Raw genomic sequence first — 16,249 nt, 5'->3', positions numbered from 1 at the left:
ATCGCTTTTTTTGTATACCGAAAAGATCGTTTTCCTTTTCGCATGGCAATCGAAACGCGCCATATCAAGAAAAAACAACCCTGCAGCGCCTGAAGGCGTTGCAAGGTTGTTCATTCCCCCTTGAACCGATGTTCAATATTTATGCATCGAGTCGATGTCAGATTCCGTCACGCGACGCTCCAGCACCAGGGTGATGCGGTGATGGCCGCCATCATCCGGAAGCGGAATCCGCGCCTCCGCGGACGCTTCGGACGGCTGCCCGCCGTTCATGACGACGACCGCCTCCGAGGCGTTCAGGCGATGCGGATTGAGCACGCGGATGTCCAGCCGGGACGTTCCGATGCGGTAGCGGATCGCATAGGAAGGCCACTCCGCCGGAATGCGCGGACGCACGATCAGCTCGCGCCCCTCGCGGCTGAGCCCGAGAATCCACTCCAGCCCAGCCTGGTACATCCAGCCCGAAGCGCCGGTGTACCACGTCCAGCCCGCTTTGCCGCCGTAGGTGTCGGTCGTGTAGACGTCCGCCGCCATGACGTAAGGCTCGCCGCCGTAGCGGCGCACGTCGCCGGGAGACTTGGCGTGGCTGACCGGATTGAGCAGGCGGAACAGCTCCGCCGCCTTGCCGCCCTCGCCGAGCGCGCTCCACGCGACGATGCTCCAGATGACGCCGTGCGTATACTGGGCGCCGTTCTCGCGCAGTCCCGGTGGATAGCCTTGGATATATCCGGGCGTCGGCTCGGTCTTGTCGAACGCCGGCGTCAGCAGCCGCGCCAGCATGAGGCCGCGGTCGACGAGCTCCCGGTCGAACGATCCCATCGCCTTGCGCGCCCGCTCCGGAGGCGCGCCTCCGGAGATGACGGACCAGGACTGGGCGATGGCGTCGATCCTGCATTCCCGCGCTTCGTTCGTGCCGATCCAGACGCCTTCGTCGGTGCAGGCGCGGCGGTACCATTCCCCGTCCCACGCATGCTCGTTGATCGCCGCCATGATCCGCTCGCGCTCCTTGCGGTAATGGGCCGCGCGGACCTCGTCGCCCATCCGCAGGCAGACCGGAGCGAACTTTTCCAGCACGACGCACAGGAACCATCCGAGCCACACACTCTCGCCCCTGCCCTCGTCGCCGATCGAGTTCATGCCGTCGTTCCAGTCGCCGATGCCCATCAGCGGAATGCCGTGGCGGCCGGCGGTCAGCCCCTTCTCGATCGCGCGCACGCAGTGCTCGTAAAGCGTGCCCTCCTCGCCGGAAAGCACGGTCGCCTCGTAGCGCTCATGCTCCTCCTCGGAGAGCGGCTCGCTCGTCAGATAAGGGGCTCGTTCCCCGAAGACGTCCCAGTCGTCGGTGAAAACGGCGTAGCGCGCCGACGCGTACGGCAGCCAGAGCAGATCGTCGGTGTACTTGGTGCGGATGCCCTTGTGCGTCTCCTCATGCCACCAGTGCTGCACGTCCCCCTCCAGGTACTGATGCGAGGCGTTGAGCAGCAGCTGCCGGCGCGTCAGGTCGGGCCGCGCATGGAGCAGCGAGAGCGAGTCCTGCAGCTGGTCGCGGAAGCCGTACGCGCCGCCCGCCTGGAAAAAGGCGGTGCGGGCCCAGACGCGGCAGCTCAGCGCCTGGTACAGCAGCCAGCCGTTCAGCAGCAAGTCCATCTCCTTGTCCGGCGTCTCCACCTCGATGCCGCCGAGCAGCTCCCGCCAGTGCGCCTCCGAGGCGGGCAGCACGGCCTCGCAGGCTTCGGGCGATGCATATTTGCGAGCGAGGCCGAGCGCCTCTTCCCGCGTTCCGCCCGCGCCGAGCACGACGTACATCCGCCGTTCCTCGCCCGGAGCGAGCACAAGCTCCCTCCGCACGACGCCGCAGCTGTCCGCCGCCGCTCCCGCGCGCCCGCCGAGGGCGGCCCGGCCCATTCCCGCCGGACAATACGGCCCGTGCCCGCGGCCGATGAATTCCCTGCGGTCATCCGTATAGTCCGCCGGCATGCCGCCATCCCCCGCGCCGTCCGCCGTCACCAGCAGGAACGCCTCGGCATCGCGGAACGTCTCCTGGTAAGCGTTGCGGGCCAGCAGCGCCTCCGCCTCCGCGTCCCACTCCGTGGCGATCGCCTGGACGCCGCCCGTGCTGACGCCGAGCACCCAGGCGCAATAGGCGGTCGCCGACAGCCGGCGCGGCCGGCCGGAGTCGTTGCGCAGCCGCAGCTCGGTCACTTTGACCGGATCCTGCGGATGCACGGCGACGCTCGCCTCCTGCGTCAGCCCTTCCATGCGGGTCAGCAGCCGCGTGAACCCGCGTCCATGCTCGATGCGGAACTCGCGCGCCTCGCCCGGAGCAGGAGACGCGGTCCAGAACTTGCCGCTCTCCTCGTCGCGGACGTAGATCAGCTCGCCGGCCGGATCGACGACAGGGTCGTTGGACCACGGACTGAGCTTGAACTCGCGGCTGTTGCTGAACCAGCTGTAGCCCGTGCCCCGCTCCGTGACGAGCGTGCCGAAGCGCGGATTCGCGATGACGTTGCTCCAAGGCACCGGCAGCGGCTGGCCCGGCTGCAGCCGGATGACGTAGTTCCCCCCGTCCGGGCGGAATCCGCCCCAGCCGTTGAAGAACAGCAGCTCCTCCTCCGGCTCGAGCGGCAGCGCCGAGATGCCCGTCCGCTTGCGCGTCTCCAGCGCGGCTTCGTCCCAGTCGACTAGCTGCAGCGCGAACGAGTCCGGCGGCAAGCCGACGACGTCACGCTCCGATTCGGGAATGCGTTCTCGTTCTATTCCTTCCATTAAAAGGTCGCGATTCGAATAACTATTTCGATCCGCTTCCGGAAGAACGACCCGCAGCTGCGCGCCGAGGCTCGGTCCGTCCGCCCGCAGCGTGACGCGCGCCGCCGTCTCCAGCAGCCGCGCCTGCTCCTCCGTCAGCCTCGACGAGGCGATCGGGTACAAGCCTCCTCCGACCGCATACGGCGGATAGGACACCGCCGATTGGACCGCCAGCAGCAAGGCGTCCTGCAGCGCCTGCTGGTAGCCCTCGCCGCTTTCGTTCAGCAGCACGAGGTCGAACGCGAGGCCGAGCCGGCGCAGGTAGCCGTGGCCGTTCACCAGCCTCGTCGCGAACGGCATGTCCGCGGCGTCCTCGATGCGCAGCAGCACGATCGGCAAATCGCCGGACAGGCCGAGCGGCCACAGTCCCGGCTGACCGAGGCGGTTGCGGCGGATCGCTTCGGCGCGCTCCTTGGCTTGCGGCGGAGCGTACAGGACCCGTCCGGCCAGCATCTGCATCGCCGCAGCCTCGGCCTCGTCCAGCCGATGCTGCCGCAGCGCGATGGCGCTAAGCGTCCAAGCGAGCTCGAACGCGGCTTCCCGCTTGCCGGGCGCGAGCAGCTCGCGCACGAGCTGCAGCGCTTCGCCGCGCGAGGCGGCCAGGCCGCTCACCGCGGTCAGCACCGTCCGCGCGCCAGGCTCGAGACGCAGCTTGCGGCGCATGACGAACGCTGGATCGAGCACCGCTCCGGTCGAGCCTTCGAGCTTCTCGTCCGCGCAGCGCGGAGCGGCAAGCGAGTGGCCGCGGCCGATGAACTTCGCGCGGTCCGTCTCGTATTCCGCCGGTCCGACCGCTTCGGGTCCGGCATGAAGCATGTGCACCGCCCACAGCGGCTTCTCCTCCTGCGAGCGCGGCCTCCGCCAGGCGAGCAGCGCGCCGCTCGCCTCGTCCCGGGACGTCTGCACGAACAGCTTGCTGAACGCCGGATGCGCATCGTCGACGGAGGGCGGCGCAAGCGCGAGCTCCACATAAGTGGTCACCTCGAGAAGACGCGTTTCGCGGCTTTCATTCTCCAGCGTCAGCGTCCGGATCTCCGCCGCATGCTCCGGCGCGACGACGATCGCCATCTCGCAGCTGACGCCGCCCTCGCTGCGCCGGAACTCGGCGCGGTCAAGCCGGAAGCGCGCGCTCGCGCCGCTGCCCTCGCTGCCGACGGGATAAAAGCTGGGCGACCAGAACAGCCCCCCGCTCAGATCGCGGATGTAGACGGCCGGCCCGTACGCCGGCACCACCGCGTCCTCCCGCCAGCGCGTGAAGGACAGGCCCTCGCTGCGCAGCTGGCCCGTGCCGTCGGCCGTCACGAAGGACGTGAACGTGCCGTTGGACAGCACGCAGGCTTCCGGCACCGCGGTCACCGGATGCTCGAACATGCGCGTGCCTCGGCCGTCCTCGGCCGGAGCCGTGCGGGACGCGCCCGAGCGCAGCGCCTGCGGAGCGATGACCGTCGCCCGGTCCGGCAGCCGCTCCTGCAGCAGCAGCTCCGCCGCCTGGACGCGCGGATCGGCATGGAAGCGGTCGACCATCGAGACGTCGAGCAGCAGATTGCCGAGCGTCATCAGGCTCATGCCCTGATGATGCGCCATGAAGCTTTTTACGACTCGATGGCCGGTCCCGTCCGGCAGCCGCGACGGCTGCAGGTCGACGGCCTCGTAAAAGCCGTATTTGCCCCTCGCGCCCATCCGCTCGAAGCGCTCCAGGTTGTCCATGCCCTCGGCCGGGTCCCATGGCAGCGCCATGACTGCCGCATACGGGGCGAGCACGAGCTCCTTGTCCAGCCCGCGCTGGAAGCCGAGGCCCGGCACGCCGAACGCGCGGTACTGATAGTTCATGTCGTAGTCGAATCCGTAGTAGCCCGATTCGGAAATGCCGTACGGCACGTCCTTCGACCGGGCATAGTCCTTTTGCCGCTGGACGACGGCCCGGTACGTGCTGTCCCAGAGGGAGCCGCGATACGTGCGCATGAGCAGCGCCGGCATCAGGTACTCGAACATCGTGCCCGACCAGCTGAGCAGCGCCGGCCGCCGGCCGATCACCGTCAGCGAGCGGCCGAGGCGGAACCAATGCGACGCGGGCAGCTGGCCTTGCGCGATCGCGAGGAAGCTCGCCTGCCGCGCTTCCGAGGCGAGCAGGTCGTACAGGATGTCGTCTCGCCGATCCTGATCGGCATGGTAGCCGAGCGCGAGCAGCTGCGCCTCGCTGTTGTAGAGCGGCCGGAAGTCCGTCTCGCGCGCGTAGGCGTCGAGCCGCATCGCCAGTCGGGCCGCTTCGTCCGTCCAGGGACCGCTCTCGCGGGCGGCGTATTCCTCCACGCCGGCCTTGGCCGCGATCAGATAGGCGACGAGGTTGCCGGAGTCGACCGTGGACACGTACCGCGGATGGAGAGGCTGCAGCGTCGTCGTATCGTACCAGTTGAACAGATGCCCGTGCCATCGCTCCATCCGCTCGAGCGTATCCATCGTGCGGCTCATCCGCTCGATCATCTCGGAGCTGGCGATGAAGCCGAAGTCGCGCGCCGTCACCGTGCAGGCGAGCATGAGCCCGATGTTCGTCGGCGACGTGCGATGCGCGACCCCGCGGTCAGGCTCGAGCTGCACGTTGTCCGGCGGCAGCCAATGATCCTGTTCGCCGGCGAAGTCGGCATAATAGCTCCAGATCGAGGCGGCGAGCGCGCGCAGCTCCTGCCGCTCCTCCGCTTGCAGGCGCGGCTCCGAAACGGACGGACGGCCGTTCAGCCACGTAGCGGCAAGCGGCGCGGCCAGCCAGGCGACAGCCAGGATCGCGCTCAGCGCGAGCAGGCCGGACGGCGCTCCGGATAGCCATGCCGCGGCAGGCACGAGCAGCGCCAGCGCCGTGCCGGAAGCACGGAACGCCAGCAGCCGGCGGTCGGACGCGCGCTCGATGTCGGCGGCGCTTTTCCACTCGAGCAGCCTCCGGCGGCTGATGCCGGTCCGATACAGCGTGCGCGCGATCGCATCGGCCATGAGCGCCGTCTGATACGGCAGCAGGATCAGCAGCAGCAGCGACTGCAGCAGCGAGGCGCCGAGCCGGCCCGGATGGCGCAGCACGTACGCCGGCGCGGCGAGCGCCTGCAGCAACGGCAGCAGCGCCGTCAGCAGGGCGGCCGCCAGCAGCGCGGCGCGGGAGCCCGCCGGCAGCAAAGGCGCGAGCAGCGCGATCATATACAGGGCCGGCGGCATGAGGCTGCGGCGCAGGTTGTCGACGATCTGCCAGCGCGTGATCGGCCCGAGATCGACCGGCCGCGGCGTGCCCGCGCAGTCGCGCACCTGGCGCTTCAGCCAGCAGAGCAGCTGCCAGTCGCCGCGCACCCAGCGGTGCAGGCGCAGCTGCCACGCGCGCAGGCTCGCCGGATGGCTGTCTACGAGCTCGATGTCGGACAGCAGCCCGCCCCGCAGGAAGCCCCCTTCGAGCAGATCGTGGCTGAGCACCGTATTGTCGGGGATGCGCTCGCTCAGCAGGCGGCGGAACAGTCCGGCATGGAAGATGCCTTTGCCCGTGAAGATGCCTTCGCCGACGCCGTCCTGATACGGATCCGACACCGCGAAGGCGTACGGGTCGATGCCCGGCGTGCCGGCCCAGAGCGCGGCGAGGCGCGAGGACGAGGCGCTGTCGCTGCTGATCGCGATTCGCGGCTGCAGCACCGCATAGCCTTCCTTGACGCGGGTGCCGGCCGCGTTCAGGCGCGGCGCGTTGTACGGCAGATGCATCGTGCCGACCATGCGCTGGGCGCTGCCGAACGGCAGCTGCGTGTCCGCGTCGAGCGTGATGACGTAAGCGATGCGGGCGTAGACGGAGGCGTCGGATTCGCGATGCGTGAATGTCGTGCCTTCGTCTCCGGCGAGCAGCCGGGCGAGCTCGACGACTTTGCCGCGCTTGCGCTCCCACCCCATCCAGACGCCCTCCGCCTCGTTCCAGACGCGCCGCCGCTGCAGCAGGTGGAACGTCGTGCCGTCCTCGCCGTACTTGCGGTTCAGCCGGCGGATCTCCCCGGCAGCGAGCTCGACCAGCTCGGCGTCGCCGCTCGCATGCTCCTTCGGCGCATCGGCGAAGTCGCCGAGCAGCGCGAAGTGGAAGCGGCCGTCGCGATTGGCGAGATAATGGAGCTCCAGCCTGCGGGCGAGCTGGCGCACTTCCTCCTCCGTCGACCAAATGACCGGAATGACGATCAGCGTGGAAGCGTCCTCCGCTACCCCGTCCGCATAATCGTAGCGCAGCAGCGGACGCGTCGGCATCGTCCGGCCGATCGCGCCGTGCAGCAGCGCGACCGCCCATTCCGAGGCCGGCAGCAGGAGCAGCAGCGCCGCCCCCAGCCACATCCATGCCGTCCATGCCTGGACGGATGCCCCGCGGACGAGCAGCAGCAGCGCCGCGGCGCAGAGGGCGAACGAGCCGGCCAGCAGCGTCAAATAGACCGCGCTGCGGCGGCGCAGCAGGCCCGTCTCCGGCAAACGCCGTGAGCGGACGGAGCTGCAGATCTCGACGCGCAGCCGATGCCGGCCCTCGGGCTCGAGCAAGTAGTAGGCCGCGTACGCCGCGCGCGGCGGCAATCCTGCCGCCGGATCGTCTTGCGGAGCAAGCGCTGCGGTCGCGGCGATAGGCCGTCCTGCAGCGGACGACTCTCGCGCCGCCGCATCCGCCAAGAAGCTCTCGCCGGTCGCCTTCGCCGCATCGGCGTCGCGGCCGCCCGTCCGTCCGCGCGCCTGCTGCGCCGGCACAGCCTCCGGCAGCGGGCCGGCCGCTGCCGCCAGCGCCTCGGCCGCCAGCCGCACGGCATGCTCGGCGACGAGCTTCTCCGGCAGGCCGAGCCGCGCCGCCAGGCGCGACGCCGCGCCGCGCAGCGTCGCGCGGCTCTCGGCGTCGAGGCGCGGATACATGCCGCTCGCTTCGCCGCGCAGCACGCGCTCGGTCACGCTCAGCTCCTCGAGCAGCCGCTCCCAAGGCGTTCGCTCGGCAGCCCGCAGGCTGCCGATGAGACGGCCCGCCTGCATCTGATAGGATGCCTGCAGGCGCGTCTCGTAAGCGTTCAGCCGGGCGAGGCTCTCGCTGCCGTTGTCGAGCCGCAGCAGCAGCCAACGCCGCACCTCCTCGGAGTCATCCGCCCACTCCCGCAGTCGGGCGACGAGATGAGCGACGACCGCTCCCGAAAGCGCAATGTCGCGTCCGGCGCGGTCGAGCGCCTCGGTCAGGCTCAGCGCGTCCGGACGGCCCTTGGCGGAGATGGCGGCGCGCAGGATGCGCTCGGACGCCATGCAGGCGTCATGCCTCTGCCCGACCTCGCGGAATACTTCCGAGAGGCGGCGGAACAGGCAGCAGCGCAGCGCCAGGGGCAGCGCCCACGTCTCGGCGAGCGACAGCACGGATACTTCCTGGTAGGCATCGAGATAAGTCCGGAAGGTCGCGGAATCGTACTGGCCCGAGACGGCGTCCAGATAACCGTCGCAGACCGCCTCGGCGCGCGTATGGCCCGAGCGCCGGATCCAGGGCAGCCGGCTCAATCCGCCCTGCCGCAGCTCCTGCTCGGCATGATAGCCTTGCTCCTGGATGAATTCGGCATGGTCCAGCAGCCATTCCGCGGCAGGCTGGACGCAGCCGTCCTCGCCGCTCTGGCGGAGCCGGTCCGCGAAGCCGGTCATCGAGGCCAGCTGCCGGCCGAGCGCTTTGCGCTGGCGGACGGGCGAGCGCCCCCTCGCCGTATCGTGGGTCAAGGCAAGCTCCCGGGCCGCCTTGATGATCAAATCCATAGTCGTCATGATTCCCCCTGGGTAGCCTGAAGTGTACTTCAACTAAATATTCCCAAGGGGGGACGATTTTATAAAAAAAAGATCCGGCGGCTACCGGATCTCGGACGGACTTTTGCCCGTGTACTGCTTGAATTGGCGGCTGAAAAAAAAGATGTCGCGGTAGCCGAGCGCGTCGGCCACCTCGGTCACGTTCATGCCGCCGTGCATGAGCAGATGCTGCGCCCGCTCGATGCGGGTGCGGATCATGTACGTCTGGACGGGGATCCCGATGATCTCCTTGAACTTGATGCTGAAATACCTCGGCGAAAGGCCCGCGCGGCCCGCCAGATCCTCGACGCGATGGGAGATGCCGGGATTTTGACGGATGTAGTTGGCGATCTCCTGGATCGCCTCCGTCAGCTGGTTGCTCGCCTTGCGCTCCACCGGAGCCTGGCGGTCGTCCCGCAGCAGATGGATCATCAGCTGCTTGAGGAGGAGCCTCGCCTCCTCCTCGGCGGCGAACAGCTGGACGAGGAACAGGCGCACGTAGCGCGAGAGGAGGTATTCGAATTCCACCGTATCTTCGAGGACGCGGTGACGGGCGGGCACCTCGCCGGGGTCGCCCTCGACATCGAAGTGGATGTAGGTCAGGACGAGCGGCTTTTGCGGGTTGTGGACCGCGCTCGTATAGTCGCCGGGGCGGAACAGGAAGCAGCTGCCGGCCTCGAGCGGATAAGGCTCGTTGTTCAGCAGCAGCTCTCCTTCCCCGCTCCAGACATAGAACAGGTCGTAGTTTGCCATCGGCTTGTCCCGGCGGGGCCATTTCCAATTCGGCTCGCAGACGATCTTGGCGAAGGATGGAAGCAGGACGAACGATGAGGGCGGTACGTGCAGCATGTAGACCTCCCCGGTTTCACGGTACGTTTTTCGTCATCATACCTTACTGGAGCGACCTCCGGCAAGAAGCAGAAAGAATGCTTTTTGTCCCTCCCCGGCAAGGTCATAAAATGGTATAATGACACCCGAACGCCAATGCCTGCCGGGACTGCGCCGACGCGGCCCGGACACATCGACCCTGGAAGGACGGAAGAGGAATCATGAATCCACTTGCCCAGCAGTTGAACGCCGCGCTGGAAAAAGGCAACGCCCATGTGTACGCCATGCTGTCCGGACTTGGACGGCAGCTGTATTTCCCGAAGGAGGGCATCCTGAGCCAGTCCGCCGAGGCCAAGACCAAGGCCCGGAAGTTCAACGCCACGATCGGCATCGCCACGGAGAACGGCGTCCCGATGCATCTGAAGCTGATTCAAGACACGCTGTCCGCCTATGATCCGAAGGATCTTTACGAATACGCTCCGCCTGCGGGCAAGCCCGAGCTGCGCTCCGCCTGGCGCGAGAAGATGATCGTGGAGAATCCCTCGCTCCAGGGCCGCTCGTTCGGCAGCCCGATCGCGACGAACGCGCTGACGCACGGCCTGAGCATCGTCGCGGACCTGTTCGCGGACGCCGGCGACGCCGTCGTCATCCCGGACAAGAACTGGGAGAACTACGAGCTGACCTTCGGCGTGCGCCGCGGCGCCGAGATCGTCGAATATCCGCTGTACGCCGCGGACGGCCGCTTCAACGCCGACGGCCTGCGCGAAGCGCTGCTCGCCCGGCGGGACAAGGGCAAGGCGATCGTCATCCTCAACTTCCCGAACAATCCGACCGGCTACACGCCGGACCGCGACGAGTGCGAAGCGATCGTGGCGGCGCTTCTGGCCGCGGCGGAAGCCGGCATCCGCATCGTCGCCGTCACCGACGACGCCTACTTCGGGCTCTTCTTCGAAGAATCCGTGCACGAGTCGCTGTTCGGCCGCCTGGCGGGGCTCCATGAGCGCATCCTGCCGGTCAAGATCGACGGCGCGACCAAGGAAGAGTACGTCTGGGGCTTCCGCGTCGGCTTCATCACGTACGCCTCCGACTCCGCCGACGTGCTGGCCGCCCTGGAGCAAAAGACGCTCGGCATCATCCGCTCCACCATCTCCAGCGGGCCGCATCCGTCGCAGACGTTCATCCTGCATGCGCTGCGGCATCCCGACTTCGAAGCCCAGAAGGCCGAGAAGTACGCCATCATGAAAAGCCGCGCGAGCCGCGTCAAGCAGCTGCTCGACAGCGGCCGCTACGACGGCGCGTGGAGCTACTATCCGTTCAACTCGGGGTACTTCATGTGCCTGCGGCTCGAGGACGTCAGCGCCGAAGCGGTGCGCCAGCGCCTGCTGAACGCCTACGAGATCGGCACGATCGCGCTCGGCGATACGGATCTGCGCGTCGCGTTCTCCTGCACTGAAGAAGCGAACCTGGAGGATCTGTTCGACGCGATCCATCAGGCTGTCCAGGACATCCGTCAAGGCATCACGACCTGATCGGAGCCGGGCGGCGTCGGCCTCGATGCGACGCCGCTCGAGCGAGCAGGCAGGCAAGGCAAAAAAAGGCTGTCCCCGAGTCGCTCGGGAACAGCCTTTTTTTCGTTCAATCCTCCTCGTCCTCGCGCTGCTGCCGCTTGAGCAGCCGCCGGGGACGAAGCAGCACGTACACGGCTGCCAGCAAGGCCGCGGCGGCCGGCGCGGCAACGAGGCCGGCCGCGAGCAGCGGCACGCCGGCGGCCAGCCAGAGCAGCGCCGCCACGACCGTCAGCGCGCCGCGGTCGACTGCCGCCGCCGAGCGCAGCCGGCCGCTCTCCGGCAGCGGATACACATGCCGCCAGACGACATGGCGATGCCACCCTGTCAGCGCCGCCGACTGCAAGCCTGCGATCAGCAGGAACAGCAGCGCGCAAGCCGCGGCCGCCCAGCCGTCCAGCCAGCCGCTTTCGCCGAGCCAATAGCAGCAAAGCATGCCGAGCAGCGTCATCCGCAGCAGCATGCCGCCCAGCTCGGTGCGGGCGATGCTCAGGCTGTACAGGTAGGTGTAGGTGCTGCGCTTGCGCAGCGGGACCCTGGACGCGATCCACGACAGCCACGGACGCGAGCGCACGCTCGGCTGCAGCGACGGCACCTCGGTGAACCAGCCGAAAAAGCGGATATAGCGGCTCTCCGTCCGCCGCTCCTCCTCGATCAGCCGCTCCCACGGCAGCGCGATCCGCTTCGGCAAGCGCGAAGCGGCCCACCACAGCAGCGCCGCCGGCGCGGATACGAACGCCGCCGTCAATGCGTGCTCCTCCAGCCAGACGTAGAGCAGCCAGACGGTGATCGCCAGCCGCAGCAGCTTGAGCGCAGTCCGGCTCGCGCTCCAGGCGATCTGCCGCTCTCGCCAGGCGGCCGCCGCCGCCAGCGCCTTGAGCGCCAGCACTGCCGCCAGCGCCGGCAGCAGCTCCGGCGTCCAATTCGTCAGCTCGTCTGCCGGCACACGGGCGCGGATCGGCCAATAAAGGAGCAGGACGGCGGCAGCGAGCACGAGTCCGCCGGGCAGCGTATGCAGCCAGGAGCGCCTCAAATAGCCTTTCATCGCTGCCTCGCGAGGCAGGAGAAAAACGACATCGGCCGGCTGCAGCCAAGTGCGCATCGGATTCCAGTACAGCGCCGGCGTCAGCAGCAGCGTGCCGAGCGCGGCGGCGGGGAAATCCGCGGGAATGCGCTCAAGCAGGCCGGCATAGGAAGCCGAGCCGACGATAATCAGCGCGAACAGCGCCAGCGGCAAGCCGCTGCGGGCCATGTCGCCGAGATACGGCAGGCAGTCCTTGTAAAACGCCAGCGCCCGCCGGCGCCATTCGCGGTCAAGCCCCGCGTCCATCGGCGTCACTCTCCTCCACGACGCGGTAGAAGATCTCTTCAAGGGTATCTCCTTCCGCCCCTCGCGACATCCGCACCTCGTCCATCGTGCCCATCTCCCGGATGCGGCCTCCATGCAGCAGCATGAAGCGGTCGCAGTACGTCTCTACCGTCGACAGGATATGCGTGCTCATGAGGATCGCGGCGCCTTTGGCGCGCTCCTCCGTCAGACGGTCGAGCAGCGAGCGGATGCCGAGCGGATCCAGGCCGAGGAACGGCTCGTCGATGATGTACAGTGCCGGCTGGGCCAGCAGCGCGTTCATGAGCATCACCTTCTGCTTCATGCCCTTGGACAGATGGGCCGCGCGCGCTCCGCGCTTCGGCCCCATGCGGAACTCCTCCAGCAGCCGGTCGCGCCGCTCGGCGTACCGCTTCTCGTCGAGGCCGTACGCCATCGCGGTCAGCCGCAGATGCTCCTCCACGGTCAGCTCCTCGAACAGCACCGGCGCCTCCGGCACATAGGCGTAGGAGCCGCGGTAGCGCTCCGGATCCGCCTCCAGCGTCGTCCCGCCGATCTTGACTTCTCCGCGATGCGGGGCCATCAGGCCGAGCAGATGCTTGACCGTCGTGCTCTTGCCCGCGCCGTTCAGTCCGATCAGGCCCATCATCTCCCCTGCGCGGACCGTAAAGTCCAGCTCATGCAGCACCGGACGGCGCGGGCTGTAGCCGCCGGTCAGCCCTTTCACCTGGAGCACCTCCGCCCCAGCCTGGAACTCGCTCATCGAGCGCCGCCTCCCTTTTTTCAGCTCTTCGGCGCTTCGTCTTGTCCGCGCTTGGCTTTCAGCCATTTCGGAGCGCCTTTGTTCTTGTCCGCCTTCGCGGTCCGAGCCTTGGACTTCGCCGGCTTGGAGGCGCTGGCCGCTTTGGCCGCGCCGGCCGGCTTGGCGGGCAAGGTCGGCTTGACGAAGCTGGACGGCTGCACCTTGCTAGCCGGCTTGGCGAAGCTGGATGGCGGGACGGCGCGGGACAGCCTGGCAGCTCCGTCCCCCGCCGGCCGAGCCGCGCCGGCCGCCGGGCCGCGCCCCGCATCTTGCCGGGCAGGCGCGGCAGGCGGCGTCTCGGCGGCCTTCCTCGCCGGAGCCGCTTTCCGCGTGTCCGTCTCGCTGGCGCCGCCGGCAACCGATGCGCCGGCACGGCGCTCCGGCGCCGCTGCCGACGCCGAGCCGGCGCCTTTGGCGCGCGCAGGCGCCCCGCCGCTCCGGCTGCGCGGAACTTCGTGCGGGTCCCACAGCTTGCCTTTGTACAGCGTCTTTTCCTGAAGCTTGATGCCCAGCTTGCGCTCGTACTTCTCGATCAGGTACGTCTCGTTCGGCGCGGCCAGCGTCAGCACGACGCCCTCGCGGCCCATCCGGCCCGTGCGGCCCGAGCGATGCACGTACTGGTCGGCGTCCGCAGGCGGCTCCAGATTGACGACGAGCGGGAGGCCGGGGATATCGAGGCCGCGCGCGGCGACATCGGTAGCGAGCAGCAGCTTCGTCCGGCCCTCGCGGAAGCGGGCGAGCGTAGCGGCGCGCTTCTGCTTGTCGGCATCGCCGTAGATCGATTCCACGTCGAAGCCCTCGAACGCCAGCTTGGCCTCATAGTTCGCGATCAGATCGGTATTGTTGATGAACACCAGCGCGGACTCCGGCTCCAGCAGCCGCAGCAGGCGGCGAGCGGTATCGGTCTTGTCGCGCCAGTCGCAGACGACATAATAGTGGGAGATCGTCTCCGACACGCGCTGCTCCGGCTCGATGTCGATGCGCAGCGGCTCCTTCATCCACCGCTTCTCCAGCGTCTTCATGACGTCGGGATGCGTCGCGCTGAAGAAGGACAGCTGACGGCTTTTCGGCGTCGCCCACAGGATCGTCTCCACCTCGCCCGTCGAGCCGAGCGCGAACACCTGGTCCGCCTCGTCGACGACGACCATGGACGCCTGCGTCAGCTTGAGCTTTTTCCCCTTGACCAGCTCGTTGATGCGGCCCGGCGTGCCGACGACCAGCTGCGGATTCAGCTTCAGCTTCTCGAGCTGACGCTTCACCGCCGCCCCGCCGATCAGCTGCTGGGTGCGGATGCCGAGCGGCTCGCCGTACTCCTGGGCGACGCGCACGATCTGCATCGCCAGCTCCTGCGTCGGCGACAGGATGATCGCCTGGATCGCCTTGCTGCTCGCGTCGATGCGCTGCAGCAGCGGGAGCAGGTACGCGAGCGTCTTGCCGGTGCCCGTCTGCGAGCCTGCCGACAGGTCCTTGCCCGCGAGCAGCGGCGGGATCGCCTGCTGCTGGATCGGGGTCGGCTCCCCGATCCCGTTTGCTTCAAACCGTTCGAAAGCCGCCTCGGACAGGCCGAGGCGACTCCAGCTTTCATAGGTCATTTCGTTCGTACTCCTTCAGGTAGGACGCTATTTTTTGTTCAGCATCGGTCCGGCGATGCGGCTTGCGATTCCCGGGAACAGCTGGTACAGGCGGGTGCCTGCGGCAAGCAGCCACGGCAGGTCCAGCTCGTCGCGCGGACGCTCGACCAGGCCCGCGATGCGGCGGGCGACCCGGTCCGGCTTCATCATGATCCAGCCGATGTTGCGCACATAGGCGCCATCCGGATCCGCCTGCTCGAAAAACGGCGTGTCGATCGGCCCCGGATTGACCGCCGACACGGCGATGCCGCTGCCCGCCAGCTCCTGGCGCAGCGCGTTCGTCAGGCCAAGCACGGCATGCTTGCTGGCGGAATAGCCGCTCGACTTGGCCGTAGCCAGCTTGCCGGCGATCGAGGCGACATTGATCACATGTCCGGAGCCTTGCGCCTTCATCGCGGGCAGCGCAGCCTGCGTGCAGCGCACGATGCCCATATAGTTTGTCTCCATCATGGACCGGAATTCCTCGAGCGGCGTCTCGTCGAACCGCTTGAACAAGCCGAAGCCGGCATTGTTGATCAGCACGTCGATCCGTCCGAACTCCGCGAGCACGGACCGGAACGTCTCCTCGACCGAACGGTCGTCCGTCACGTCGAGCACGCGCGTCGCGCAGCGCCCTCCGGCGGCGGCGGCCGCTTGCCGCAGCCGCTCCTCGTTGCGGCCGCAGAGCACCGGCATCGCTCCCGCGCGGACCAGGTGGCCCGCCGTCAGCGCTCCGATGCCGCTGGACGCTCCGGTCAGCACGACAATCTTGTTTTTTCCCATGGTCATCACCTGCCCCAAGTGTACTGCATCCGCGGACAGTTGGCAAAAGACCGCTCGCGCCGGACGAACCGGAAACGGCCGTCCTCCGGCGGCGAGGCGAGCCTCGTTCCGAGAAAGCTCGGACGGTCAGGAGCGATCCGCCTCTCCTTTAGGCATCCATCCATGAAAAAAAGCTCCCCGGGGGGAGCTTTTGCAGCGCTAGGACGCCAGCAGCACTTGAATGTCCATCTGTCCGATGCCGTCCAGGAAGACGGGCACGGTCAGCGCCTTGCGCGACTCCAGCAGCTGGAGCTGGGAGCCCTGGAGCAGCGCGGGCGGCGTGATGTCGACATGCACGCCCTGGCTGGACAGCTTCGTGCTCGCGTTGCCGCTGATCATGTTGCTGAGCTCGGAAATCGCGCTCCTGCCCATGTCGTCAAGCGACGAGATCTGGAATCCGCCCATCATCGCAGACACGATCTTGAGCGCGGACACCTCGCTCATGCCGAAGACGATATCTCCGCTCACCTGGCCGAACAGCTGAATCTGAATCCAAATGAAATCCGATTGACCTCGCAGCTCCTTGAGACCGACCGGCCCCGTCTGCGGCTTGATCTGGACGACCTGCTCCAACACCATGACCGCAGATTCCAGGAAAGGATTGATAAATTCAGCTTTCATCCGCGTCGATACGCCCCTTATCCGTCAAGTATCTTCTGCTTGAGTATATAGGAGCCATTATACTAAAGATCCTAGGACAAGTATA

General features: G+C 67.7%; 8 protein-coding genes. 1 reads left to right on the top strand and 7 read right to left on the bottom strand.

Annotated elements, in window-relative coordinates; all coding sequences use genetic code 11:
- Positions 1 to 132 precede the first annotated feature (132 nt).
- Positions 133 to 8,571, bottom strand: coding sequence for a glucoamylase family protein (locus tag NYE40_RS08245; protein WP_339279763.1), 8,439 nt, complete (start codon positions 8,569 to 8,571; stop codon positions 133 to 135).
- An 81-nt stretch (positions 8,572 to 8,652) separates the two neighbouring features.
- Positions 8,653 to 9,438, bottom strand: a complete 786-nt coding sequence (locus NYE40_RS08240) for an AraC family transcriptional regulator (RefSeq protein WP_028598142.1) — start codon at positions 9,436 to 9,438, stop codon at positions 8,653 to 8,655.
- Positions 9,439 to 9,638: 200 nt separating this feature from the next.
- On the opposite strand from NYE40_RS08240, the gene NYE40_RS08235 reads away from it, so the two are divergent.
- Entirely contained in the window at positions 9,639 to 10,946 is a 1,308-nt protein-coding gene (locus tag NYE40_RS08235; RefSeq protein WP_028598143.1) for an aminotransferase class I/II-fold pyridoxal phosphate-dependent enzyme, read from the top strand.
- A gap of 106 nt (positions 10,947 to 11,052) precedes the next feature.
- Here NYE40_RS08235 and NYE40_RS08230 read toward each other — a convergent pair whose 3' ends face one another.
- The 5 genes from NYE40_RS08230 to NYE40_RS08210 all read right to left on the bottom strand — a co-directional run bounded on the left by NYE40_RS08230 (position 11,053) and on the right by NYE40_RS08210 (position 16,164).
- Positions 11,053 to 12,312, bottom strand: coding sequence for an ABC transporter permease (locus NYE40_RS08230; protein ID WP_028598144.1), 1,260 nt, complete (start codon positions 12,310 to 12,312; stop codon positions 11,053 to 11,055).
- Positions 12,296 to 13,072 carry an ABC transporter ATP-binding protein gene (locus tag NYE40_RS08225; protein WP_028598145.1) on the bottom strand — a complete coding sequence of 259 codons (777 nt, stop codon included), beginning with the start codon at positions 13,070 to 13,072 and terminating at the stop codon, positions 12,296 to 12,298. Before NYE40_RS08225 ends, NYE40_RS08230 begins: the two co-directional genes overlap by 17 nt.
- Positions 13,073 to 13,092: 20 nt before the next feature.
- Positions 13,093 to 14,703, bottom strand: coding sequence for a DEAD/DEAH box helicase (locus tag NYE40_RS08220; RefSeq protein WP_028598146.1), 1,611 nt, complete (start codon positions 14,701 to 14,703; stop codon positions 13,093 to 13,095).
- Between the two features lie 27 nt (positions 14,704 to 14,730).
- A complete protein-coding gene (locus NYE40_RS08215; protein WP_028598147.1) occupies positions 14,731 to 15,510 on the bottom strand; it encodes an SDR family oxidoreductase in 780 nt (259 codons plus the stop codon).
- A gap of 192 nt (positions 15,511 to 15,702) precedes the next feature.
- Entirely contained in the window at positions 15,703 to 16,164 is a 462-nt protein-coding gene (locus NYE40_RS08210; RefSeq protein WP_028598148.1) for a chemotaxis protein CheX, read from the bottom strand.
- Positions 16,165 to 16,249: the final 85 nt, after the last annotated feature.

The sequence above is a fragment of the Paenibacillus sp. FSL W8-1187 genome, from assembly GCF_037965485.1.
GTDB lineage: Bacteria > Bacillota > Bacilli > Paenibacillales > Paenibacillaceae > Paenibacillus_O > Paenibacillus_O pasadenensis.
The sequence above is the reverse complement of the archived record's forward strand: the minus strand, read 5'-3'. Positions and strand labels throughout refer to the sequence as shown.

Coding starts and splice junctions, on each gene's coding strand:
- NYE40_RS08245 (WP_339279763.1), bottom strand. CDS start 8,571: ATGACGACTATGGATTTGATCATCAAGGCGGCCCGGGAGCTTGCCTTG.
- NYE40_RS08240 (WP_028598142.1), bottom strand. CDS start 9,438: ATGCTGCACGTACCGCCCTCATCGTTCGTCCTGCTTCCATCCTTCGCC.
- NYE40_RS08235 (WP_028598143.1), top strand. CDS start 9,639: ATGAATCCACTTGCCCAGCAGTTGAACGCCGCGCTGGAAAAAGGCAAC.
- NYE40_RS08230 (WP_028598144.1), bottom strand. CDS start 12,312: ATGGACGCGGGGCTTGACCGCGAATGGCGCCGGCGGGCGCTGGCGTTT.
- NYE40_RS08225 (WP_028598145.1), bottom strand. CDS start 13,072: ATGAGCGAGTTCCAGGCTGGGGCGGAGGTGCTCCAGGTGAAAGGGCTG.
- NYE40_RS08220 (WP_028598146.1), bottom strand. CDS start 14,703: ATGACCTATGAAAGCTGGAGTCGCCTCGGCCTGTCCGAGGCGGCTTTC.
- NYE40_RS08215 (WP_028598147.1), bottom strand. CDS start 15,510: ATGACCATGGGAAAAAACAAGATTGTCGTGCTGACCGGAGCGTCCAGC.
- NYE40_RS08210 (WP_028598148.1), bottom strand. CDS start 16,164: ATGAAAGCTGAATTTATCAATCCTTTCCTGGAATCTGCGGTCATGGTG.